The following is a 22,253-nucleotide window of genomic DNA, read 5'->3' as shown; positions in this document are numbered from 1 at the left end:
GGTAAAGCGATCGTTTGCTGTGCGGCCCGACAGGCGCGGCGATGGAGGCCACCGGCTGTTCGGGGTCGATCGTTCCGAAGAGGCTATTCATCAAAAATGTCCTGCAAATAGAAGCGGGGCGCCCAAGAGGCCGGGCGCGGTCGTCAGAAGAACTTGGCGAGGTGAATCCACACGCGGTCGGACTTATCCGGGGCCGACAGGGCTGGTTCGCCACCGATCCGGTGGGCATAGGATGCCCGCAGGACGAAATTGTCGTCGGCTGCCCAGGTGAAGCCGATACCGGCCGTGCTCAGGCTTCGGTGATTGTCGCCGACGAACCAGGGCGTATGATCGATGGTAACCCGGCCCGTATCGGCGAAGAGGGCAAGCTGCATCTGCCCCGGCATGCCGTCCCAGAACCGGGGCAGGAGCACGCGTGCCTCGATGGTGGCAACGAAACCTTCGTCTCCGTAGCCCTCGCCTTCAGGATAGGCTCGCACGGCGTAGGCGCCGCCCAATTCCATCTTTTCCGAACTGTCCAGATTCTTCGAGGCGATCTGGCCCCGCACCGACGCGTAGAGCGACAGCGGACCGGCGACGTTCTGGGAACGCGCGAGGTTGAAGGCCAGCTTGTAATACTGGCCATCGGCCCGGGCGGTCAGCTGGTCGATGGCCAGCACGGCGGGCGTCCTGATGTCCAGATGGCCCAGGAACACGTTCACCGCATAATAGGTCGCGCCGCCGCCGAGAAAGCCGTCCTGGAGATCGCCGTTGAGGCCGATCATTACGACTTGGACTCGCTTGTCCGAGACAAGCGGCAAAGGACCGACCTTGTCACGGAACGATTTGGCGTCGGCGCTGCCGACGATGTGGAGATTGTGATCGTAGGATCGGATCAGCGGATAGCTGGCATAGAGGCTGAACACATCGGCGGAGCCGCGGGCGTCCAGCGGCTTGAATTCCTTACCCAGTTCGTAGTGAAGGTTGCCATAGGCAACACCGACCGTCACGTTCCCGACGCGGCCCTGATACGAGCCTCGAAAGAAGCGCAGCCCATCGCCGGAGGTCAGGACGCGGAAACTTGCGACATCGCCCCAACCCAGCGGGTTGTTCAGGCTGACCAAGCCGCCGATGCGTTCGTTACCGGTGTAGCGGCTGCCGGCATTGTCGGCCTCGATGCTGCCGGTGACGAGGCGGCCCGGGGTCAGCCCGACGGTCAGGTCGGACGTTCCAACGAGGGAACCGGGCGACAGGGTCGATTTGACCCGCACGCCGGGAATGTCGGAGAGCAGCAGCAAGCCGCGCTCGAGCGGAGCCGCGGCGACGATGTCGCCGGTTTTCACCGATGGCATCGCACTGCGGGCGGTGCTGTCGGAGAGGTTGCTCTGATTGTCGAGGGTAATAGCGCCGTACTGACCTTCGATCACGGCGATGGTGACGGTGCCCGATCCAATATCCTGGGCGGGGATGTAGGCCTGGGCCACGAAGTAGCCGCGCTCATTGTAGTAGGCCGTGATCGCGCCGGCGAGGACCCGTAAGTCGGACAGGCTCATATCCCGCGCGGCGGTGAAGCCGGTGGCCACGATCAGCTCCGCTTCGGAAAAGCGTGTCGCGCCGCTGACGCGAAGGGCGTTCACCCTGATTTCCGCGCCTCCGGTGTCCGCCGGCGGCGTCAGTTCGTCGCGATCGATCCGAAGTTCGGGGATCAGTTTTTCGCGGGAGAGAGGTTGCGGAATCTGCTGGAACTGGCTGCCCGCGCTGGGAAGCTGCTGGGCGACCGCCGACTGGCTCGCCATCACAAAGATGGCCGCCATTAACGCCTTATCAAACATGGAAATCCTCAAAAATATTTATCGCCGCCGGCCCTTTTTCTATTTTTAAAAAGCATAAGCCGACCCGTATTCCTCAATACCACAACCAAGTATTTAAATACGTTTTATTTTATGAATAATTTCGGATTAACTTCAATAAATGCTTTATCTAGGGGAATATGGCGGAAACCATAGGAATTATTACATCCCTCTAATAATTTCAAGTTTACTTAAAATTAGATATATATTTCCGAATGCCGCCTTCAGGCGAGGGTGAAGAATAACCTCAGGTCTGGAGAGTCCCTGGGCAGCGCCGCTGGACAAGGACTCTCCGGCTGCTGGTTCAACGGGTGTGCAACCGCCTCCGGTACGTCAGGCTGTAAAGAGCGGGCAGGACCAGCAAGGTGAGGATGGTGGACGACACGATGCCGCCGATCACCACGGTTGCCAGCGGCCGCTGCACCTCGCTGCCGGCCCCTACATTGAATGCCATGGGGATGAAGCCGAGGCTGGCGACCAGGGCGGTCATCAGCACCGGACGCAGCCGCGTGAGCGCGCCCTTCCTGATGGCGTCGTCGATCCCGAGCCCGTCGTCCCGCAACTTGCGGATGAACGAGATCATCACGACTCCGTTGAGAACGGCGACGCCCGACAGGGCGATGAAGCCAACGCCCGCCGATATGGACAAAGGCAGGTCGCGAAGCCAGAGCGCCGCCACACCGCCCGTCAGTGCCAGCGGCACGCCCGAAAACACCACGGCCGCATCCCGCACCGAACCAAACAGCAGGAACAGCATCCCGAAGATCAGCGCCAGGGAGAGTGGGACCACGAGTTGCAGACGCTGGGAGGCCGAGATCAACTGTTCGAACGTACCGCCGTAATCCACCCAGTACCCGGGCGGCAGAGTCAGGCCCTGCCCGACCTTGTCGCGAACATCCTCGACGAAGGAACCGAGGTCACGGTCGCGGACATTGGCGGTCACGACGATCCTCCGCTTGCCGTTCTCGCGGCTGATCTGGTTGGGTCCCTCGATAAGGCCAATGGTGGCCACTTCGGACAAAGGCACGAAGCCTGGTCCCCCGCCGGGCCGGCTGGCCGGCAGGGATACGGGCAACCGTGCGATCCGGTCCATGTCCGTCCTGATGGCTTCGGGCAGACGGACGACGATATCGAAACGCCTGTCTCCCTCGAACATCTGTCCCGTCACCGTGCCGCCGAGCGCCGTGCCGACCACGCGCTGGACATCCTGGATGTCCAGGCCGTATCGCGCGAGCGCCTCACGGTCCGGCAGGATCTGCAGCATGGGCAGGCCGGTCACCTGTTCGGTCCTGGTGTCACGCGCCCCTGGCACGGCCGAGACGAGCGCCTCGATGCGCTCGCCGATCTCGACGAGCTGGCCGAGATCGTCGCCGTACACCTTCACGGCCAGATCGGAACGAACCCCCGCGATGAGTTCGTTGAAGCGCATCTGGATGGGCTGGGTGAACTCGTAATTGTTACCCGGCACGGCGAGCACGGCCTTTTCCATCTCGGCCACCAGCACATCCCGAGGTTTACGCGGATCAGGCCAGTCGGCCCGGTCCTTCAGAATGACAAAGGTGTCCGCCACACTGGGCGGCATGGGGTCGGTCGCCACCTCGGCGGTCCCGATCTTGGCGAAGCTGAACGCGACCTCGGGAAACTCCTTCAGGCGCCGCTCGAGGGTGGCCTGCATACCGATCGCCTGATCGAGACCCGTGCCGGGAATGCGCAAGGCATGCAGGGCCACATCACCCTCGTCCAGATTGGGCAGGAATTCCGAGCCGAGACGCGAGGCGGCGAAGGCGCTGACGGCAACCAGTACCACCGCCGCCCCCACCACGACGGAGCGGCGAGCAAGGGCGAAGTCGAGGAGCGGACGATATCCCCTTCCCGCGCCGCGCATCACCCGGCTTTCGGTTTCGGCGACACGGCCCCGGACGAACAGGGCGATGGCCGCGGGCACGAAGGTCAGCGACAGCACCATGGCCGCGAGCAGCGCGGCGACGACGGTGAAGGCCATGGGGTGGAACATCTTCCCCTCCACGCCGGTCAGGGTGAAAACGGGAATGTAGACGACAGTGATGATAAAGATGCCGAACAGGCTGGGCCTGGCGACCTCGGCCGTCGCCTCCGCCGCGAGACGATGCCGTTCCGCATCGCTCAGCAACCGGCCGAGACGGCGCTGTTCCTCGCCGAAACGGCGCAGGCAGTTCTCGACGATGATGACCGCGCCATCGACGATCAGGCCGAAATCCAGTGCCCCCAGGCTCATCAGATTGCCCGAGACGCGCTGCTGCACCATGCCGGTCACCGCGAGCAGCATGGAGAGCGGGATAATGGCAGCCGTGATGAGCGCGGCGCGGATGTTGCCCAACATCAGGAACAGGATGACGATGACCAGCACCGCTCCTTCGAGGAGGTTTTTCTGGACGGTCGCGATGGTCCTGTCGACCAAGGTCGTGCGGTCGTAGACCGGCTTTGCGACCAACCCGGCGGGCAGGCTGCCATTGACGATCTCGATTCGGGCCGCGACCGCGCGGGCAACTTCCCGACTGTTCTCGCCCACCAGCATGAAGACCGTGCCGAGGACCACTTCACGGCCATCTTCCGTCGCCGCGCCGGTCCTAAGCTCCCGCCCGAGGCCGACATCGGCCACGTCGGAGACGCGGATGGGATATCCCTCGCGGCGCGCGACGACCATTGCCCCCAGCTCGGCCTCGGTCGATGCCTGCCCCGGTACGCGGATCAGGATCTGCTGGCCGTTGCGCTCGATATAGCCCGCCCCCACATTGGCGTTGTTGCGCTCGAGAGCGCTGACCACGTCCGACACGGCGAGATCGTAGGCCGCCAGCCGGTCCGGCCAGGGCGTGACGTGATATTCCTTCTTGTAGCCACCGATGGTGTTGATCTCCGTCACGCCGGGAATATTCCGAAGCTGCGGCCGCACGACCCAGTCCTGAATGGTCCGCAGATCCGTCGACGTCCATTCCGTTCCATCGGGCTTGCGCGCGCCCTCCCTTGGCTCGACCGTGTACATGTAGATCTCGCCCAGACCCGTCGTGATCGGCCCGGGGACAGGCTCAATGCCCTCGGGGAGCTGACCCTTCACCGCCTGAAGCCGCTCGTTGACGAGCTGGCGGGCGAAATAGATGTCGGTGCCGTCCTTGAACACCACGGTGACCTGGGAAAGGCCATAGCGGGAGATTGAACGGGTGTAATCGAGGCCGGGCAAACCCGCGATGGCGGTTTCCACCGGGTAGGTGATGCGCTGCTCGGCCTCGAGCGGCGAATATCCGGGCGCTTCCGTATTGATCTGGACCTGGACGTTGGTGATGTCCGGCACGGCGTCGATGGGCAGGCGGGAAAAATTCCAGGCACCCAGGATGGCCGTGGCCAGCACGAGAGCGAGCACGAGCCAGCGATGGGCGATGGACAGAAAGACGATCCGGCCGAGGATGCCGGCGGGCGGCGTAGCGGCATCAATGGTCATGGGAGGCCCCCGATTTCTCGATGTCCGCCTTGATCAGGTAGCTGTTCCCGGTGACGTAGTCCTGACCCGGCGCGAGACCGCCGAGCACCTCGGTCCATTCGGGCGTGCGCCGGCCGAGCTCCAGCATGCGCACCTCGTAGGTGTTCCCGACCCTGGCGAACACGACTTCGAAATCGCGAAAGCGCTGGATCGCGGCGGTGCGGACCGCCAGCGGCACCGGACTTTCCTCGACGATAACCCGGCCGCGCACGGACATGCCAGGGATCCAGCGTCCTTCACCTGAGATAGGCGCGCGGGCGAGCACGGACTGGCTGGAAATGTCGGTCACGGGCAGGAAGCTGGCGATTGTCGACCGGACGGCGGATCCGCCGCTGACCGGAGAGATGTCCACCTCCATGCCGGGACGGATGCGCGCCATGTCGCGGTCGAAGACGTGGAAATCGGCTACCAATCTACCGGGATCGCCGATGCGGTAGAGCGCGTCGCCGCCCGCCATGTCACCGACGGTGGCGGCGCGCTCGACGATGAGCCCGCCGATGGGTGCCGTGACCGAGTAGGTCTGTAGGCTTTCATTGCTTTCGACGCGCGCGAGAACCTCGCCGGCCTTGACGCTGTCGCCGGCCTGCCGGGTCAATGACAGGATTTTGCCGGGAAAGCGCGCCTTGACGCTGGCCTCGGCACCCGGCGCGAACGCGACGCGGCCGAGAATCTCGACCGTGGTCGCGATGGACGCCGGTCCGGCTTTCTCCGTGACGATGCCCGATTGCCGAGCCATGTCATCATCGATCACCGTACGGCCTTCGTAGGACTCGTAGCGCCACGCATGCTGCTCGCCCGCATAGGTCGCGGTCACCGTCACATCGAAGGAGTGAGGCTCCTTGACGGTGCCGTCCGCCGCCAGATAGCCGTCTTCGGGACGGAACCGGAACCGGTCAACGTCGCCGCCGAGCCGCGACACGGCGATGAGCGCGCCGACGCCGGACGGCGCGACGGGCTTGCCGTCCTTGTACGCGTAGAGTCTGAACCGGGGCTCGGCACCGGTCTCGAAAATGGTCACCTCGAGGGCAAAGTCGCCATCTCGCAGGAGGCGTCCGTTGTGGGGGCCCCGTTCGGCCTCATCGGCATGGCCGGTCTCGGCGCCATGCGCATGGTCCTTGCCGGCTTCACCGTCGCCGCAGGCGGCGAGCGCGAGCATGAGGGCGAGGCCCAGACCGATGGTTTTGGGTGAACGTGAAGACATGTCAGTACACCTTCGCCGCGTCCAGCGCGGTCCAACGCCCGGCTAGCCGATCGATGCGGGCCTGGGACTGATGAAAATTCCTGAGAGCGGCGGTTTCGCGGGACGAGAGATCGACCAGAGATTGCTGGGTGTCGGCGACCTCCAGGTAGGCGAAGGCGCCCCGGTCATAACCGTCGCGTGCGCTGCGGACGGCGGCTTGCGCGCGCGGGATCAGCTCGTCGCGCAGGACCGTCACTTCGGCGCGTGCCGAGTCCCGTTCGGCAAGGGCGCGGCGCAGGGCCGCCTGATGCGTGCGGCGCGCCTCGGCGAGCGTCCATTCCGCTTCCTGGCGCTCGGCCATGGCGCGGTCGATATTGCCCCGGTTCCGGTCGAAGAAGGCGAGCGGCATGGAGAACGAGACGAGGCCGGCGACATCGCCGCTATCCTCGAACCGGCGCAGGCCGATGCCGATGGTCGGGTCCTGCTTCGCTCTGGTCTTCTCGACCAGATAGGCGCGCTCGGCCCGGTCGATCCGCGCCTTCGCCACCGAAAGATCGGGCGAGGCGTCGTCAGGCACCGGCACGGGCATTTGGCGGAAGACGGCAGGATCGATCAAGACAACGGGGCTGTCGCCGCCGATCAACGCCGCCAGGACGTCCTGGGCAGCAGCCAGCGACCGGCGTGCCTGATCGAGACGGGCGCGCGCATCAGCGACCTTGTTGTCCGCCTTGAGACCGGCGACCAGCGGATCGCGCGCCGCCCTGACGCGGCGCTGGACGATGGCCGCCATGTCCTCGGCCAGGCGCAGCGCCGCTTCAGCATCGGCGACACTGGCCTGAGCGGCCATGATGTCGACCCAGGCCGACTGGACCTCGAAGCCGATGTCGGCGGTGGCGCGGAGACGCTCGAGCTCGGCGATCTCGCGGTCGCTTCGGGCCAGCGCCACGCGGGCACGGCGCTTGCTGCCGCGCTCGAGCGGCTGGGCGTATGTGAGGGTGGTCTCCGCCGCGCCCAGGTCGGCGTATGGGCCGGTGCCGGTGACGTTCTCGATCTCGACGGTCAGTTCAGGGTTGGGCCTGACGCCGGCCTGATCCACGGACGCCAGCGAACCGGCAATGGCGGCGTCGCGGGCGTTCAGCAACGGCGAGGCCGAGAGGGCGCGGGAGACCGCGTCCTCGAGGGTGAGTAGCGGCGGGGCGGGCTGGGCACAGGCCGGAGAGGCAAGCCCGGCGGCCAAGCCGGCGAGCAATGTCGCGACAATCGCGCGCATGGATGATCCTTTTCCATAACGGAACACAGCGCCGCGGAACGGCGCGTCACGGGGTCAGGAAAGGATCAGGCGAGAGGCGGACGGCGCGGCGGAACAGGCGTCTGGCCCTGGGCCAGGACGCTGCGGCCGATGGGCACGCCGTCCGCGAGGCGGGAGACGTCGAGGCTCAGGCCCTGGACGCGCTGCATGTGATCGGCGAGATGGGTGGCGTGATGGAGGGAGGCGTGCAGGTCGTCGGCCGCATCCGGTTTGTCCGCCGGCTTTTCGGCATGGTCGAGGTGACCGACCGCATGCGCCAGTTCGACGTTATGGACGTGACCGTGACTGAGCATGGGATCGTGCGCCGCCACATCCATGAAGCGGAGGGCGAGCAGCGAGAATACCACGGCGAACACGATGGAACGGGCCATGGCGGCACCATGCCATAACGGCCGCGCGGCGCGCAACGAAAGCTTGGCTAGGCGCGCAGACGCTTCCACAGGTGCAGAGCGGCGACGATCGCGCCGCCGATCACGAGGCCGACAAGGGCCGAGCCGACGGCGAAGGCGAGCCAGCCGGTAACCACGCCGACGGCCGGCACCGCGCCGGCCCAGTGAGAGGCGCTTTCGACAAGGGCCGGAATGGTGTCGAGATGGAAGGACGCGAGGCCATGGACGATGATGCCGCCGCCGACCCAGAGCATGGCGGCGGTGCCGACGATGGTCAGTCCGTCGAGCAGCGGCGGCATGGCCTTGAGCAGGACGTGGCCGACCCGTTTCACCAGGGGCTGGGACCGCCGGGCGAAGTGCAGTCCGATATCGTCCATCTTCACGATGAGGCCGACCACGCCATAGACGACGGCGGTCAGCATGACTCCGACCACCGCGAGGGCCGCCGCCTGGATGGCCAATGGCCGGTCGGCCACGGTCGCGAGGGCGATGGCCATGATTTCGGCCGAGAGAATGAGGTCGGTCCGGATGGCGCCCGCGACCTTCTGCTTTTCAAGCTCGGCGGAACTGAGCGCCAGAGTGTCGAGGGCGGGGCCGTCTTCGTGATGAGACAGGGCCTCGACGATCTTTTCGGTGGCCTCGAAGCAGAGATAGGTGCCGCCCAGCATCAAGACGGGCGTGACCGCCCACGGCGCGAACGCGCTGAGCGCCATGGCGCCAGGGAGCAGGAAGAAGAGCTTGTTGCGCAGGGAGCCCAGAGCGATCTTCCAGACGATGGGCAATTCGCGATCGGGCGTGAAGCCGACCGCGTAGCCCGGCGTCACCGCCGTATCGTCGACGACGACGCCGACGGCCTTGGAGCCGGCCTTGCCCGCCGCGCCCGCGACGTCATCGACGGAAGCGGCGGCCAGCTTGGCGATCGCGGCGATGTCATCCAGCAGCGCCGCGAACCCAGAAGCCATGATTGACCGCTTTTCCTGATGATGACCGGAGACGTCGCCCGGAGACGGCGCGACGTCTCATCATAGGGACGGCCACGGCGCGGCGCCAGACGGGAGCTTTACTCCAGGACGACGACGACGACGCGGCGGTTTTCCCGCGCGCTACCGGAGGTCTGGACATCCTGTCCATAGGAGATGCTCGACATGCGGTTCAACGCGACGCCCTGCTGGCTCAGGTAGCGGCGAACCGCCTCGGCACGATCCAGACCGAGGCGGTAGTTACCAGCCCTGCTACCCGATTCGTCGGTGTAGCCCTGAATCTCGAGGAAGGCGTTGCGATTTTCAGCCTTCAGCTTTCCCGCCAGCTCGCCGAGCTGGGCCTTGAACTCGTCGGTCAGCCTGGAGCCGCCCAGCTTGAACGGGCCGATATCCGCCGACATCACGACCGAATAGGCGAACTTGCCTTCCGCGAGCTGATGGGCCGCGTTGGCGCGCTGCAAGGCGTCCCGCGCGGCCTGCTCGACCGCCGTAGTGCGGGCGTCGAGGGCGGAAATCTGTTGCTGCTGCGCAGAGACCTGGGTCTGCACGGCGCCAACCTGTTCGTTGACATATTCCTTGGTGGCACAACCACCGAGCAGAACCACGCTGCCAAGCACACCGCACAAGACTTTGATACCAGACATGTCTGTCCCTTCCTCCACTATTAGTGACCAGGGACATTGCCTGACTTTTGGGCTTATCTAGGGCATCTTTGAGGCCTGCCGCATGTTCGCTGGGTGCGCTTCCGTTATATTTGCGCTACCGCAACGACTCCTTACCGCGCCCGTCGCATCTGTCATTGCGTGAAACAGACGCCGACCGACCTTACCTGTTCACGATGACCATCGCAGGCAAAGGGACGCAGGGAATGCGGGCATGGATGCGGTTCGCCGGCTGGAGCATGGGCTGCCTCGCGCTGGGCGCATTGTCGGGATGCGGCGACCGCGACGGCTCGATCAAGGCCGCGCTCGCGCTGGCGGAGGTCAACTATCCCGGCCAGCTGGAGTTGCAGGATGCTCATCTTCAAAAGGACCACTACGACATCGTGCTGGCGATCAAGGGAGATCCGGTCACGCGCATTCGTTTTGGCATCGACAGGGACCCGGCCGACTGCACTCCGGCGAGCGCCTGCGAGGAGAGGCTCAAGCGCGCCTATGTCAACGGCGTGGCCGCCGGGATCAAGCTGAAGGCACTCGATCAGGGGTTTCGCCAATGCGGCGTTCCGGTCCTGGGCCTGCACAGTGACGCGATCACGACCGCCTTCACGGCGGTCATCGAACTCGATCTGGACGCCGAGGCGCAGCAGACTGGGCTCGACAGGCTGACGCCCTGCATCGCGGCATTTCGCCAGGCGCTTCCCGCACAGGCGTCGCCTCAACTCCGCTCCGTGGCGCTGAGGATCTTGTTGCCTTCCGGAAATGTTCCTGCGGAGGCGCCGTCGCCGCTGACCTTCGAGGCCCGCTTGTCCGCCAAGCGCCAGAAGGATGTAAGTTACCTGGTGGGGCTGAAGGCCGAAGACGTCCGCGCCGACTCCGCGGCCCTGCGCCTCTATCCCCACTACATTTCGGCCAGCGCCCTGGATCGGCGGCTCGCCGAGATTGCCCAACGGGCGCTGGCCGACGATCCCCATGGAGGACATGTCCCCGAATATCCGCTGACATGGAGTCTCCAGCTCGATCCCCGGCGGCTCGACGTCATCCACACCTATGTTCTGGCCTGCAGCGAGCATAAGGCCGGAGAAGGCCCGTGCGGGACCGATATGGCCGTGAGCATGCGCTATGACATGACCCGGGATACCGCATCGGATCTGGCGGTCGTTCGCGGCATTCGCGATGAACGGGGCTCCGTCGCCCTGCCCCCGCTGCCCGGGCGCAAGGGCTCATGACACCTCGCGGATCAGTCGCAGACCGGCACCTGCGCCATGCTCATGCCGCCACCGCTCACATTCGCGATCGGCCTCATTTCCATCCGGCACCCCTCCTTGCCCTCCGGCGCCTCGGTGGCGGATGCGGTTTGCCCTTTGTCGGAGGGCGCCGGACAGGCGCCATCGGCGACAAGCTTGAGGCGAAAGCGCTTGCCCTGCTCGCGAACCCAGGCATCGGCACTGGCCTTGCCGTCGTTCCGCGCCCGTTTCACGTACTCGGCCTCCATGCGCTTTCGCTCGGCCGCCGGCAACGCATCGGCGGAGCACGCCGCAGAAGCGGCGCTGGACCCGTCGTCCACGCCGTGAGTCTCGTTATAGTTCTCGTACGTATTCCTCAGCGCCTGCTGGCCGAGAATACCGTTACTCCAGATCGGCAGATCGACCATCTGCGCGCTGACAGGCGATGCACCCCCCATCAGCAAGATTGCCGTACAGGCAAGGATCACAGTGCGCATATGGCGCTCCTTTTTTCTCGCCCCCAGTGCTGGACATGGTGCCCGCCGGGCTCCACTTCCAGAACGGCCTATGAAACAATCTGTTTGTAATGAAACATAATTTATCCTTTTCTTCTCGTAAGATGGGGTTTTGGTCCCTTGATGGCATGGGCGCTGCAACGGATGAAGATGCGTAACAGGATGAGGACATGCGGGACGAGGCGCCTGGCGCTCCTGCCGCTCATGCTGGTGGCGTTCGCCGCGTGTTCCGAACCCGAGGGCGCCGCGCAGGAAAGCGCCGAGACCGTGGTAGACACGAGCTCCATCGACCGCTTGTTCGCCGAAGGCTTCGGCGAGACCGCGAACGCGCCGATAGCGGCGGCCGGCGCTGAAGATCCCCGGGCCGGTATTCCATACTCCTCATCAAGCAGCCGCAGAGGACGCGTCGAGGCCGCGCTCGCGGACAATCTGGCGACCAACTTTTCCATCCGCTTCGCCATCGCCGACCCTGCAGAGTTCGTCAGGTCAGGCAAGGCGAGCGAGGTTTATAAACGGGAGCTGGAGGCGCGCGGCCTTCCCCGAGATACGGTTGCCGGGGCCACGGCGCTGATGTTCGGCGTGGCATGGGAAATCGCCAACGGCAAAAAACTCTCACCAGACGAAAACGCGGCGATCCTGCGCCAGGCGACGACCCTGCTACGGGGTAATCCGCTGGAACGACAGGGTGACAAAGAACGTCAGGAGGCCGCCGAGTTGCGGCTGATTACCGCCGGTCTCTGGCTCGAGGAAGCCTATGTCCGGGCACCATTCCCCGAACAGATGCGCGAATTGTCCGACGCCGTGCATGGTGACATGAAGAAAATCTCGAACAACGACCTCCGCAGCAAGATCGTCACCGCCGAAGGCTTCGTGGATCGCTGACATGACCGCCCCGCACGACAAACAGTCACAAGCGGATATTCAGGCATCCATTGTCCGCGCCGTGGCGGGCGATGTGAGCGGGACGACGGATGGCGGCTGGGGCGACAGAGAATGGGTTCATCTGTTCGTCGACTTTGAACTGGATCACGATAGCGGTCGCAGCAGCAGTATCTCCTTCGCCCTGGCGCGCAGGCCTGGCGCTTCCCTGGAAAAGATCGCCTTTCGCCTGTCACCAGAGACGAAGCAGGCATTCGCCGATCTGGCCGACGCCGTGCACACTCCGGGGAGGCAATCCTGGTCCGCAGTTCAAGTCAGGGTCGAAGCGGACGGGCGCTACAATTTCGAGTTCTCTTATGCGCCGCCCTACCGTCTTGGCGGTAAGCTCAACGACACGCGGTTCAGCGATTATCTCGATGCATGGCGGCAGGGCGTGGATGGCGCCCGATCCGCCGCGCCAGAGGGCAAGGACGTGGCGGCGCGGAGCAAACGCGGCTGGTGGCGCACCCTGTTCGGCCAGTGACGCGCCGGCATCATTCCGGCCCGCAAGCTCCGGCGATCCGGTCCACACGCAATACCGGACGATCATCTTCCCCACCGATCAGGCGTCCATCGACGGCGAGGCACCTGTGGTCGTCCCAGGCCTCCCGGATGGCGATAAGAAGTTTTTCGTCGCCCATCATCGGCGGCGGCCCCTTCACGCCGTCAGGGTCGGCGTAGAGAAGTTGGCCGCGTACCGCATGTCCGTTCTCACCCGGTTGATAGACACCGCGGCTGGGACAGGGCATCCGGACACAGCGAATGCCGGTGTCTCCGATATGCAGCCGGCCGGGCGCGCCGGCGGCCGAGTCAGCGACAAATGGAGCCGGTGCCTGCGCAAGCATGCCAACGAGAAACCCAGCCACCGCAGTCATCATATCGCTCCGACCCTTTCCATCGCCACGCTCCGAGATATTCGGTCCGGCCTGAAACCGCTGCCGGTCCGCACCGGCCGCTCCTGTTCATGTAGGCACCCGTGCCGAAAGAAACGAGCGCAGCGGGATGCAACACTCGCCACTCGTCCGGCTGTACGACGCTGAAGAATCCGAGGGCGATTCTATCCATTTCGTCGAATATTGCCCTTTCGACGGGATATATGACCAGATCCAAACTATATTACTGAAAATAATTGAATATCCGCTCATCCTTCTTCATATATAGCCTGCCATCTAGCCCATCATTTGAAAAAGAACGAGAACCGTATGACTTCCGACGCCGATACATCAGTGGATCGCCTGGGTCTGCTCGCCCTGACAACCGATATCGTCTCCGCCCATCTGAGCAAGAACAGTGTATCGACGGCAGATCTGCCGAACCTGATCCAGCAGGTCTACGCGACGCTGGACGGGCTGGGAAATGAAACGGAGGCCGCGCCGGTGGCTGAACTGGTGCCGGCGGTGTCCATTCGCAAATCCATCACCCCCGAATACATCATCTGCCTCGAGGACGGAAAGAAGCTGAAGATGCTGAAGCGGCATCTGCGGACCGCCTACGACATGTCGCCCGAGCAGTACCGCGCGCGCTGGAACCTTCCCGCCGATTATCCCATGGTCGCGCCAGCCTATGCGGCACAGCGCAAGGAACTGGCGCTCAAGATCGGCCTCGGACGGACCCGGGTACCCGATACGACCAAGAAGCGCGCCGGCCGTCCGCGCAAAGTGACCGCCGAATAAGCGACGTCCGCTACCTCGGCAGATATAGGACGACGGGTCCGGCAGCGCCGGACCCGTCCGTCACGTCTTTCGAAGACCGGGGTTGATGGTCAGCGACGCACCCGCGAGATTGCCAGCCTCGTAGGCCGCCGGCGAGACCATTCGCGTCCTCGCGGGACGCTGGCGCAAACCCAGATTCAACCTGGCGAGTTCTTCGTCGATGATCGAGAATTTCACCGGTACGAGATCGCGCCCGGCGCCCCGGTTGACGTCATCGCGATCCGCCTTCATCGCCACGAGTTTCCCGGCGATGGACGAGACCATCCCCAGGGCAAATGACGTATTGGCCATGGACCGTTCCTGATGCCGGAGGGCCTGATAGGCCCGCGTGGTCTTGTAACGGCCCAGTTCGGTGCGCACGGCGGTGTCGATGAGATCCGCCAGATAGTGCGCCACTTCGATGTCCGAGCGCAGGCCGAAGAAGACGTAGCGTGCCTGGCCGGCGTGGTTCTTCTCGCGCCAGACCCTGCAATCACAAAAGTGGGCGACCGCGCCGATACAATCGTCCAGCGGTATCCGCTTCTTGCGGTTCGTCTCGTATTCAAGCCGCTCGCACGCGGCCTCACGAAGTTCGACGTCGGTAAGGGCGAGATCGTAGCGGTCGAGCAACTCGGCGACTTTCGCCGCCGCCGCCAACGCCTCGTCCTCCGTACACCCATTGTCCACGGTTTTCGCCCGTAGAGCCTGAATGCGAAGCCTGAGCTTGCCGAGGGCCGATCCGTCGATGTGGGTGGTCAATTCCTGTGGCCTGCCGGTTACCCAACCATGCCGGTTACGGTGTATTCGGCCGCCATCCGGTCGCCGATGTATGACTCCATCACCGCATAGTCCGCCAGATCAAAATACAACCGGGCCGCATTCGTCCAGCCCGCGGAATGGCTCAACGGTTGTCGGCTTCCCAGTCCGGGGCTTCTTCCTGCGTCGTACTCGCCGCGGCAACCGGTACGACCCGCCACACCGTGTTGGACAAGTCATCCGCCACCAGGAGCGCGCGTGTGCCGGGATCGAAGGTGACCCCTACAGGGCGTCCCCGGGCCTGTCCGTCGCCATCGAGAAAGCCGGTCACGAAGTCCTGCGGTTTCCCTGCCGGCCGGCCCTGAGCGAACGGTACCCAGACCACCTTGTAGCCCGCGAGGTCATCCCTGTTCCAGCTGCCGTGCTCGCCGACGAAGGCGCCTTCCTCGTATCCGGCGAATCCGCCCTGGGTAACAAAGGAGAGTCCTAGAGCCGCCACATGCGAACCGAGGGCATAGTCGGGCGTCAGCGCCTTGCGCACCATGTCCGGTTTTTGCGGGCGCACCCGTGGGTCCACATGCTGACCCCAGTAGCTGTAGGGCCAACCATAGAATCCGCCCGGCTGAACGGAGGTCAGATAGTCGGGAACAAGCTGATCGCCCAATTCATCTCTTTCGTTCACCACCGTCCACAGCGCCCCGGTCACGGGGTTGATGTCGAGCGCCGTCGGATTGCGGATGCCCGTGGCGTAAGTAAGGCGCGCGCCGGTCGTTCGCTCGATTTCCCAGATAACGGCACGCTGTTCCTCGACCTCCATGCCGCGCTCGCCGATATTGCTGTTGGAGCCGATACCAACGTAAAGCCGGGAACCATCGGCACTGGCGGTCATGGCCTTCGTCCAGTGGTGGTTGATGGCGGACGGCAGCTCGGTCACCAGCTCGCCCGGCCCGGAGAGACTGGTTTGCCCTTCCTGATAGGAAAACCGGAGGACGGCATCCTGATTGGCGACGTAAAGGTTGCCATCGACGAAGGCCAGCCCGTAGGGCGCATTGAGATCGTCGATGAACACGGTCCGCAGATCGGGCATGCCGTCGCCGTCTTCGTCGCGGAGGAGCGTGATACGATCGCCCCCTTCCACGCCCGATTTCCCCAGGCTCTTGATGTATCCGGCGATCACGTCCTTGGGCCGCAGGCTGGGCGCGTTGCCGCCGGAGCCTTCGGCGACCAGGATGTCGCCGTTGGGCAGGACGAGAATCTGGCGCGGCACCTTCAGATCGGTGGCGATGGCCATGATCCGGAAGCCTTGGGGTACCGTTGGCAGGTCGCCATCCCAGCCGACAGGTTTCGCGATCGTCATGGATGGCAGCAGTGTTTCGGACCGCTCCGGCAAGGTCGGGGTGGGTCCGGCCTGATCAAGCTCGCGGGTATCGTCGCCGCATGCGGCCAGCCCGACGACCAAGGCGGCGGCAGCGCATAAGCGGGTCATCATTGGACAATCTCCCTGGGGCCGGAATAGGCGATCCAACCCGCCGCAAGGGCAAGCAGGGTGCACAGCAGCGAGAGGATCAGCCCGGTCGCGCCGACCGAACTCCACGCGTCGCGGCTATGCTGAAGGGCGTTGATCAGCCCGGCGACCAGCATCACCGCGAGAAGCGCCGACAGCACCAGCGCGGGCTTGCGGGCGTGCCGTGCCCTGCCCCAGAACAGGGACACGATCTCCCAGATAAAGACGGCGGCGCCAAACAGCATCGCTCCGGTGATCGCCCAAGCCGCAAAATTAGACCACTGGATTTCAGCGGTATTCAGGTAGGCGATGTCGGCGATGAACGCACTGGGAAACAGGGCGACGGGAAATGCCAGTAAAATGGCGTGCACGGGATGCAAGATAGGTCGGCCGACCATCGTGGCATGCATGGATCAACTCCCGGTCTAGGCGATGGGCGAGGCACCCCTTCTCGCTCTGGGCGCGGCAAGCGACAGGCTTACATACCGGCAACGCACGCCCCGCCGACAAGGTTCCAAGAAAGCGGTAAACCGGTATGACGACCGTGGAGGCGCGACCGCCGCCCTTGCGCATCGACAAACCGTGCCCAGGGTTTTACCCGTCAGGCCAAGTGCCGAGCGGATAGCGGAAAGTGAATGGCGCATGCCGGATATATTGCAGATCGGCCCCATCGCCATGGCCAGCGACCGCGCCATCGCCATCGGGCTGCTGTGGGCCTTCCTGGCCCTGGGAACCCTCGGTGCGACGCGGCTGGACAGACGCGCGCCGAGGGCCACCTGGATCGCGCTGCTTGCGGGCATCCTGGCGGCGCGGATCGGTTTCGTGACGGCGAACGCGGCGGCCTACAGCGCCGAGCCATGGTCGGTGATCGCGCTGTGGCAGGGCGGGTTCTCGCCGTGGGCCGGCGTAGCGGCGGCCGCGCTGGCCCTCGCCGTCATGCTGGGCCGCAGCCGGGCGGGGGCGCTGATGATCGGGGCTGTCGCGGCGCTCGCGCTGGTCCACCTCGCCGCCACCCAGTTTCTCGCACCCGAGCCGCGCCCGTTGCCGCAGGGCATCGTGCTGACCAACCTGAACGGCGCACCGATGCCGCTCGAGACCCTGCAGGGCACGCCCCTCGTCGTGAACCTGTGGGCCACATGGTGCCCGCCCTGCCGGCGGGAGATACCCATGATCGTCGAGGTCGCCCGCACCTCGTCCGTCCCCATTCTTCTTGTCAACCAGGGCGAGCCGGCATCGACGATCCGGTCATACCTGTCCCGGGAAGGGCTGCGGACAGGCGCGGTCCGGCTGGACCCGACCAGCGCGCTGGGCAAGGCGATCGGCTCCGCCGCGCTGCCGACCACCCTGTTCATCGATGCCGACGGCAAGATTCGGCGGGTTCACGTGGGCGAGATCTCGCGCGCGGCGCTGACCGCCGGCATTGGCGAACTGAAATCTTCTGAAAGGTAGGAGGTACTGAAACATACCCTCTCCCGCCCCGGCTCACTCGGCGCCGTCGCCGTTCCGCGGCACCAGAAAGAGCGTGCGGTCCTCGACGCGCCAGGAACCGAGCTGCGACAGAAAGTTCATGCCGATCACGTCGACCTCGCCCAGGGCGGCTGAGACGACGATCTTGAGGTTGCGCGCCTCGATGCTGCCGAGCTGAAGCCGGTCGATGGTGCTGGTGCGGGCCTGCACCGCGCCAGCCGCGGTTTGTACGATCACCGGGAGCACGTTGGTTTCCAGATCGACATTGGCGAGGTCGGCCGTCTTCCGCGAAAGCATGGTCACCGTCGCGCCGCTGTCGATCAGCATGCGCCGCTCGACACCATTCACCGACGCCTGCGCCCAGAAATGGCCATCCCGCGCCATTCGAATCCGCACTTCCTCGCCGACGACCTGCTGGTCGTCGAGCCCCAGTTTGGTAACGACACGCGAGAGGTTTGGATCGTACGGCGCCTGCTGGAACAGCACGAACAGGAAAAAGGCAAGGATCGCGAAGGAAAACAGAAACCGGAAAAACCGCCCGACGTACGGAAGGTTGAACAGCACGATCAGCAGCAGCGCGGCACCCGCCGCATAGAGCAAAAGTTGTTGCCATTCGGCGCTGATCGAGACGGGCATTGAACCTCCGGAAGGGAACAAGGATCCGTAATCAACCATTAGCCCGCGCCGAATGTTCCCCGCGGCGTCGATTCTGACCGCCTTCCGCAGCCTGTTGCTGTCGCATGCCTGAACGGCCTGAAATCGAGGTCACCGTAGTCAGAATGGACGAGGACAGCGCGAACAAGGCGGCGACCTATACCGTGTAGGCGGGAGACATCCGCTATTCCATCGCCCGCAAGCATAATATCGATTATGGCGACCGACGGTTGATTTCAGGCAGCCGGCTCGTCGTTCTCCCGGCCGTCCGCGCCATTGGCGTGCCGCTCGATCTCGGAGTTGAGTTCGCCGCCGACGATCAGCACCGCGATCGACATCCACATCCAGCTCATGAAGCCGATCAGGGCGCCGAGCGAGCCGTAGATCTTGTCATACGAACCGAAATTGGCGGTGTACCAGGAGAAGCCGACAGACAGGATCGACACCAGCACGACGGTGGTGATGGTGCCGGGAGCGATCCACCGGATCCCGGCGCGCGGGCGGCTTGGTCCCCATCGATACAGCGCCGTCACGGCGATCGCGATCAACAGCAGCGCCACCGCGTAGATCGCCGCCGCGACCGCCCACATGAAGGGACCATCGAAGCCCAGATTGCGGACTGTGATCGGAACGGCGACGATCGCCCCGACCAGCATGAGCAGGATCACGATGCCGACCAAGGTGAAGGCCAGAGTGATCGCGGTCAGTTTGAAAAAGCCCCGCTTTTCCGGGCGGTCATAGGCGATGTTCATGGCTTCGAAGACCGCTTTCATCCCCGCATTGGCGCTCCAGAGAGCGAGCGCCAGCGACACCACGAACGCGGTCCCCAGTGTACCGTTCTTCTCGCTGGCCAGCCGGAGAACCTGTTCGCGGGCGATTTCTATGGCGCCGCCTGGCACGACATAGTCGAGATGCCGCAGGTGCCCGGCCGCGCTGGTCGCATCGAAGAAGAGACCGTAGATCGAGACCACCGCCGACAGCGAGGGGACCAGGGCCATGATACCGTAATAGGTCACGCCGGCCGCCGCCAGGAGAACACGGTCGTCCCACAGCTCCTGGTAGAGCCGACGCAGGATGGATTTCCAGCCGGTCAAGGGGATGTCGAATGGGGCGTCGGTGCGTCTCGAGCGTTGTGTCCGTTGCATGTATGGCCGCCCTCCGTCGTCGCGCGATGAATTCTGCCAACGCCTGCAGGTGAACCAGAGGTCCTGACCAGCGACCAGATAGATCCGAAGCCACAGGATCCAACATTCCCGGCCACCCTCACCGCTTCGCATGATGGTTCCGGCCGCTCTTCATGTCGACCTGACTCGACGCCCGGCGTCCAGCCGAGCCTCTTTCAATCCTGGAACCGGGCCGGCATCGACTGCGGTGGGACGAGAGGGCGAAGGGGATGGGCGCCCTTGGCGATTGATCTGGCCGCGTCCGCACCTTAGCCTGCGCCAGCATGCCAACGCACGCGGCCACAGATGAATTCTTCCCGAAGGCTTCTACCCCATCATGATGTCTGAATCGCTGTTCCTGCTGCTCGGCCTCGTCCTGCTGATCGCCGGAGGTGACCTCCTGGTGCGCGGCGCCGTCCGGATCGCCGAGAGACTGCGGCTTTCGCCCATGTTGATCGGCCTGACGGTGGTCGGCATGGGCACGTCGATGCCCGAGCTCGCGGCCAGCGTTCAGGCAAGCCTCGCAGGCTCACCGGGCATCGCCATCGGCAATATTGTCGGATCGAACATCGCCAATGGCCTGCTGATTCTGGGAGCAAGCGCGTTGATTGCCCCCATCGCCGTTCAGACCCGCGCGCTGTGGCGCGACGGCGGCGTGGGCACACTCGCCGTGGTGGCGCTGCTCGCGGCCGGGGCGACCATCGGCCTGTCCCGCGGCGCCGGAATCGCGTTTCTGATCGCGATGGCCGGATACATTTATTACGCCTATCGCCAGGAACGGGCCGGCGCGGACCACAGCGCGGCCTATGACCGCGCGCAAGCCATGGAGGACTTCGATCCGGCCCTCGTCCCGCACGACAAACCCGGCGGCAGTCTTGCGATCGCCATCGGGCTATTTCTCGTGGGCCTGGTCCTGATCGTCGGCGGCGGCACGCTTCTGGTGGACGGCGCCATCGCCATGGCGCAGCAGCTGGGCGTGAGCGACGCCGTCATCGGGCTGACGATCGTGGCGGTGGGGACGTCGCTTCCCGAACTCGTCACGTCGGCGATGGCCGCCTTCCGCAAGGCGGGGGACATCGCGCTGGGCAACGTGCTCGGCTCCAACATCTACAACATCCTGTTCATCGGCGGCATCACCGGCGCCGTCGCACCCACCGACATCCCGGCCAGCATCATGGCGTTCGACCTCTGGATGTTGCTGGGCGCCTCGTTGCTGATCATGCTGTTCGCGTGGTCGGGAGGACGGCTGAGCCGGAGAGAAGGCGCCGTCCTCGTCGCTACCTATGTCGCCTATACGGTCTACACCGCGGGTCTGATCTGACGCACGGGTCCGACATGAGTCCCGGCTGGTGTGGCCGAAAGCCTGGACCGTCGTGGATCAGCTCGCTAAGGCCGTATCGCGGGGGTCTCAACGGCCAGACCTGACGCGCGCTGGGCCAGGTAGAGTTCCAGCGCCAGATAATCTTCCGACTGGAGCGGCCTGGGCGCCGCGCGCACGCCCGTGTCGCAGTCCCGGAAGCGGCGATGCAGCGAACCCAGGCTCTGCCATTCGAGCCTGTAGGCGGGAAAGCCGTTGCCATGTCCCTGGCTTATGGTGTCGCCGCGCAAGGCGCGGCCCCAGTTGCGGTCGTGGCAGTGATGGCAGGCCAGGTTCAGCTGGCCGCGGCGGGTGAAGAAGTAGTCGCGGCCCTTGGCATAATAGGGAGCAAGGCGCTCGTCGGGCTCGATGCCGATCGGCACGCCGCGCGACAGGCTCGCCACGTAGGCGGACAGCGCCAGCAGGTCCTCGCTCTCGGGGGCAAGCGGCTCAGCGGCCTGATGGCGGATGCGGCAGAAATTGATCCGGCCCTCCAGGTTGGTCAGCTTGCCGGTTTCCTCATCGATCCGGGGGTAGCGCGCCGCGACGCCGGCGAGCGGTCTGTCGCCGGCGCCGTGACAACTGGCGCAGCTGGCGCGCACCGCATCGGCGCTGTTGAACAGGCCGGCGCCGCGATCGACCCACAGGAAACCGGGGTTGAGGAATTCATCGTCCTGCTCCCGCTGCGTCTCGCGCGTCAGGAACGCGTAGCCGGACACTAGGGTATCGCGGTCGAGATCGGCGCGGTCGGGGCCGGGCTCGGCGTCGCCGCAGGCCGTGAGGAAAAGAAAAGCGAGCGCCAGACAGCGGCGCCTCATGGCTCGACCGTCAGCTCCGCGCCGTCCGAGAACACCGCGCCATGCTGGTCGGTCCAGCGGAACTCCAGCCTGCCGCTCTCGGTCGCCACGGTATGGAAGGTGAGAAACGGGTTGGCCGACACCGCGGGAAAGAACCTGGCGCCAAAGACCCGTTCACCATTATAGAAACAGTCGAAGGCGACGATGATGTTGCGGGCGATCACCTCGCCGCTCGCGCCGCGCCGGAAGCCGCTCTCCATTGGGTGCCTGATCAGCGCCTTGAGCTCGATGATTTCGCCGCGTTTGGCTGTCTTCGGTACCGCGATGCGGATCGTGTTCATGGCCTTTGCT

Annotated in this window: 22 protein-coding genes; 6 read left to right on the top strand and 16 right to left on the bottom strand. The window is 64.8% G+C overall.

Features of this window, described 5'->3' with window-relative positions:
- Positions 1-143 precede the first annotated feature (143 nt).
- From WJU17_RS00625 to WJU17_RS00595, 7 genes are all read right to left on the bottom strand, one after another.
- Positions 144-1,793, bottom strand: coding sequence for a ShlB/FhaC/HecB family hemolysin secretion/activation protein (locus tag WJU17_RS00625; RefSeq protein ID WP_346325412.1), 1,650 nt, complete (start codon positions 1,791-1,793; stop codon positions 144-146).
- Positions 1,794-2,133: 340 nt separating this feature from the next.
- The gene (locus WJU17_RS00620) at positions 2,134-5,268 is read right to left on the bottom strand and encodes a CusA/CzcA family heavy metal efflux RND transporter (protein ID WP_346327364.1); all 3,135 of its coding nucleotides are present in this window, start codon (positions 5,266-5,268) and stop codon (positions 2,134-2,136) included.
- 22 nt (positions 5,269-5,290) lie between these two features.
- Positions 5,291-6,541 carry an efflux RND transporter periplasmic adaptor subunit gene (locus WJU17_RS00615; protein ID WP_346325411.1) on the bottom strand — a complete coding sequence of 417 codons (1,251 nt, stop codon included), beginning with the start codon at positions 6,539-6,541 and terminating at the stop codon, positions 5,291-5,293.
- A gap of 1 nt (position 6,542) precedes the next feature.
- Positions 6,543-7,790, bottom strand: coding sequence for a TolC family protein (locus tag WJU17_RS00610; RefSeq protein WP_346325410.1), 1,248 nt, complete (start codon positions 7,788-7,790; stop codon positions 6,543-6,545).
- A 65-nt stretch (positions 7,791-7,855) separates the two neighbouring features.
- The gene (locus WJU17_RS00605) at positions 7,856-8,200 is read right to left on the bottom strand and encodes a hypothetical protein (RefSeq protein WP_346325409.1); all 345 of its coding nucleotides are present in this window, start codon (positions 8,198-8,200) and stop codon (positions 7,856-7,858) included.
- Positions 8,201-8,247: 47 nt separating this feature from the next.
- Positions 8,248-9,180: a DUF808 domain-containing protein gene (locus tag WJU17_RS00600; RefSeq protein WP_346325408.1), complete on the bottom strand. Its 933-nt coding sequence runs from the start codon at positions 9,178-9,180 to the stop codon at positions 8,248-8,250.
- A gap of 98 nt (positions 9,181-9,278) precedes the next feature.
- On the bottom strand, positions 9,279-9,842 hold the full coding sequence (locus WJU17_RS00595) for an OmpA family protein (protein ID WP_346325407.1): 564 nt from the start codon (positions 9,840-9,842) through the stop codon (positions 9,279-9,281).
- Between the two features lie 110 nt (positions 9,843-9,952).
- Here WJU17_RS00595 and WJU17_RS00590 point away from each other — a divergent pair, with 110 nt between their 5' ends.
- Positions 9,953-11,083, top strand: coding sequence for a hypothetical protein (locus tag WJU17_RS00590; protein ID WP_346325406.1), 1,131 nt, complete (start codon positions 9,953-9,955; stop codon positions 11,081-11,083).
- 11 nt (positions 11,084-11,094) lie between these two features.
- Here the strand turns inward: WJU17_RS00590 and WJU17_RS00585 are convergent, their stop codons facing one another.
- Positions 11,095-11,577: a hypothetical protein gene (locus WJU17_RS00585; RefSeq protein WP_346325405.1), complete on the bottom strand. Its 483-nt coding sequence runs from the start codon at positions 11,575-11,577 to the stop codon at positions 11,095-11,097.
- 141 nt (positions 11,578-11,718) lie between these two features.
- Between WJU17_RS00585 and WJU17_RS00580 the strand changes: the two genes are divergently transcribed.
- Positions 11,719-12,477 (top strand): hypothetical protein, encoded by a 759-nt coding sequence (locus tag WJU17_RS00580; protein ID WP_346325404.1) that lies wholly within the window; start codon positions 11,719-11,721, stop codon positions 12,475-12,477.
- 1 nt (position 12,478) lies between these two features.
- The gene (locus WJU17_RS00575) at positions 12,479-12,997 is read left to right on the top strand and encodes a hypothetical protein (RefSeq protein ID WP_346325403.1); all 519 of its coding nucleotides are present in this window, start codon (positions 12,479-12,481) and stop codon (positions 12,995-12,997) included.
- A gap of 10 nt (positions 12,998-13,007) precedes the next feature.
- Here the strand turns inward: WJU17_RS00575 and WJU17_RS00570 are convergent, their stop codons facing one another.
- The gene (locus WJU17_RS00570) at positions 13,008-13,391 is read right to left on the bottom strand and encodes a hypothetical protein (RefSeq protein ID WP_346325402.1); all 384 of its coding nucleotides are present in this window, start codon (positions 13,389-13,391) and stop codon (positions 13,008-13,010) included.
- A 324-nt stretch (positions 13,392-13,715) separates the two neighbouring features.
- Between WJU17_RS00570 and WJU17_RS00565 the strand changes: the two genes are divergently transcribed.
- On the top strand, positions 13,716-14,186 hold the full coding sequence (locus WJU17_RS00565) for a MucR family transcriptional regulator (RefSeq protein ID WP_346325401.1): 471 nt from the start codon (positions 13,716-13,718) through the stop codon (positions 14,184-14,186).
- A gap of 60 nt (positions 14,187-14,246) precedes the next feature.
- On the opposite strand, the gene WJU17_RS00560 is transcribed toward WJU17_RS00565, so the two are convergent.
- From WJU17_RS00560 to WJU17_RS00550, 3 genes are all read right to left on the bottom strand, one after another.
- On the bottom strand, positions 14,247-14,963 hold the full coding sequence (locus WJU17_RS00560) for a DUF2786 domain-containing protein (RefSeq protein ID WP_346325400.1): 717 nt from the start codon (positions 14,961-14,963) through the stop codon (positions 14,247-14,249).
- Between the two features lie 142 nt (positions 14,964-15,105).
- Positions 15,106-16,446 (bottom strand): sorbosone dehydrogenase family protein, encoded by a 1,341-nt coding sequence (locus WJU17_RS00555; RefSeq protein WP_346327363.1) that lies wholly within the window; start codon positions 16,444-16,446, stop codon positions 15,106-15,108.
- Complete coding sequence (locus WJU17_RS00550) at positions 16,446-16,874, bottom strand: DUF2231 domain-containing protein (protein ID WP_346325399.1); 429 nt, start codon at positions 16,872-16,874, stop codon at positions 16,446-16,448. Before WJU17_RS00550 ends, WJU17_RS00555 begins: the two co-directional genes overlap by 1 nt.
- Before the next feature lie 232 nt (positions 16,875-17,106).
- On the opposite strand from WJU17_RS00550, the gene WJU17_RS00545 reads away from it, so the two are divergent.
- Positions 17,107-17,913, top strand: coding sequence for a TlpA disulfide reductase family protein (locus WJU17_RS00545; RefSeq protein WP_346325398.1), 807 nt, complete (start codon positions 17,107-17,109; stop codon positions 17,911-17,913).
- Positions 17,914-17,946: 33 nt separating this feature from the next.
- Here WJU17_RS00545 and WJU17_RS00540 read toward each other — a convergent pair whose 3' ends face one another.
- Positions 17,947-18,567 (bottom strand): TIGR02281 family clan AA aspartic protease, encoded by a 621-nt coding sequence (locus tag WJU17_RS00540; protein WP_346325397.1) that lies wholly within the window; start codon positions 18,565-18,567, stop codon positions 17,947-17,949.
- A gap of 254 nt (positions 18,568-18,821) precedes the next feature.
- The gene (locus WJU17_RS00535) at positions 18,822-19,730 is read right to left on the bottom strand and encodes a YihY/virulence factor BrkB family protein (RefSeq protein WP_346325396.1); all 909 of its coding nucleotides are present in this window, start codon (positions 19,728-19,730) and stop codon (positions 18,822-18,824) included.
- 355 nt (positions 19,731-20,085) lie between these two features.
- On the opposite strand from WJU17_RS00535, the gene WJU17_RS00530 reads away from it, so the two are divergent.
- Positions 20,086-21,069, top strand: a complete 984-nt coding sequence (locus WJU17_RS00530; RefSeq protein ID WP_346325395.1) for a calcium/sodium antiporter — start codon at positions 20,086-20,088, stop codon at positions 21,067-21,069.
- Between the two features lie 65 nt (positions 21,070-21,134).
- Here WJU17_RS00530 and soxA read toward each other — a convergent pair whose 3' ends face one another.
- The gene (soxA, locus tag WJU17_RS00525) at positions 21,135-21,923 is read right to left on the bottom strand and encodes a sulfur oxidation c-type cytochrome SoxA (protein WP_346325394.1); all 789 of its coding nucleotides are present in this window, start codon (positions 21,921-21,923) and stop codon (positions 21,135-21,137) included.
- A complete protein-coding gene (soxZ, locus tag WJU17_RS00520; protein WP_346325393.1) occupies positions 21,920-22,243 on the bottom strand; it encodes a thiosulfate oxidation carrier complex protein SoxZ in 324 nt (107 codons plus the stop codon). The genes soxA and soxZ overlap by 4 nt, the downstream gene beginning before the upstream one ends.
- Positions 22,244-22,253: the final 10 nt, after the last annotated feature.

Source organism: Iodidimonas sp. SYSU 1G8, assembly GCF_039655775.1.
Classification (GTDB): domain Bacteria; phylum Pseudomonadota; class Alphaproteobacteria; order SMXS01; family SMXS01; genus RI-34.
This window is presented reverse-complemented; position numbering and strand designations above follow the sequence as displayed.

Bases quoted from the DNA above. Each gene is read 5' to 3' on its own strand.
- WJU17_RS00580 (WP_346325404.1), top strand. From the start codon at position 11,719: ATGGCATGGGCGCTGCAACGGATGAAGATGCGTAACAGGATGAGGACA.
- WJU17_RS00575 (WP_346325403.1), top strand. From the start codon at position 12,479: ATGACCGCCCCGCACGACAAACAGTCACAAGCGGATATTCAGGCATCC.
- soxA (WP_346325394.1), bottom strand. From the start codon at position 21,923: ATGAGGCGCCGCTGTCTGGCGCTCGCTTTTCTTTTCCTCACGGCCTGC.
- soxZ (WP_346325393.1), bottom strand. From the start codon at position 22,243: ATGAACACGATCCGCATCGCGGTACCGAAGACAGCCAAACGCGGCGAA.
- WJU17_RS00570 (WP_346325402.1), bottom strand. From the start codon at position 13,391: ATGATGACTGCGGTGGCTGGGTTTCTCGTTGGCATGCTTGCGCAGGCA.
- WJU17_RS00545 (WP_346325398.1), top strand. From the start codon at position 17,107: ATGCCGGATATATTGCAGATCGGCCCCATCGCCATGGCCAGCGACCGC.
- WJU17_RS00535 (WP_346325396.1), bottom strand. From the start codon at position 19,730: ATGCAACGGACACAACGCTCGAGACGCACCGACGCCCCATTCGACATC.
- WJU17_RS00540 (WP_346325397.1), bottom strand. From the start codon at position 18,567: ATGCCCGTCTCGATCAGCGCCGAATGGCAACAACTTTTGCTCTATGCG.
- WJU17_RS00615 (WP_346325411.1), bottom strand. From the start codon at position 6,541: ATGTCTTCACGTTCACCCAAAACCATCGGTCTGGGCCTCGCCCTCATG.
- WJU17_RS00610 (WP_346325410.1), bottom strand. From the start codon at position 7,790: ATGCGCGCGATTGTCGCGACATTGCTCGCCGGCTTGGCCGCCGGGCTT.
- WJU17_RS00595 (WP_346325407.1), bottom strand. From the start codon at position 9,842: ATGTCTGGTATCAAAGTCTTGTGCGGTGTGCTTGGCAGCGTGGTTCTG.
- WJU17_RS00550 (WP_346325399.1), bottom strand. From the start codon at position 16,874: ATGCATGCCACGATGGTCGGCCGACCTATCTTGCATCCCGTGCACGCC.
- WJU17_RS00585 (WP_346325405.1), bottom strand. From the start codon at position 11,577: ATGCGCACTGTGATCCTTGCCTGTACGGCAATCTTGCTGATGGGGGGT.
- WJU17_RS00555 (WP_346327363.1), bottom strand. From the start codon at position 16,446: ATGACCCGCTTATGCGCTGCCGCCGCCTTGGTCGTCGGGCTGGCCGCA.
- WJU17_RS00625 (WP_346325412.1), bottom strand. From the start codon at position 1,793: ATGGCGGCCATCTTTGTGATGGCGAGCCAGTCGGCGGTCGCCCAGCAG.
- WJU17_RS00530 (WP_346325395.1), top strand. From the start codon at position 20,086: ATGATGTCTGAATCGCTGTTCCTGCTGCTCGGCCTCGTCCTGCTGATC.
- WJU17_RS00605 (WP_346325409.1), bottom strand. From the start codon at position 8,200: ATGGCCCGTTCCATCGTGTTCGCCGTGGTATTCTCGCTGCTCGCCCTC.
- WJU17_RS00600 (WP_346325408.1), bottom strand. From the start codon at position 9,180: ATGGCTTCTGGGTTCGCGGCGCTGCTGGATGACATCGCCGCGATCGCC.
- WJU17_RS00565 (WP_346325401.1), top strand. From the start codon at position 13,716: ATGACTTCCGACGCCGATACATCAGTGGATCGCCTGGGTCTGCTCGCC.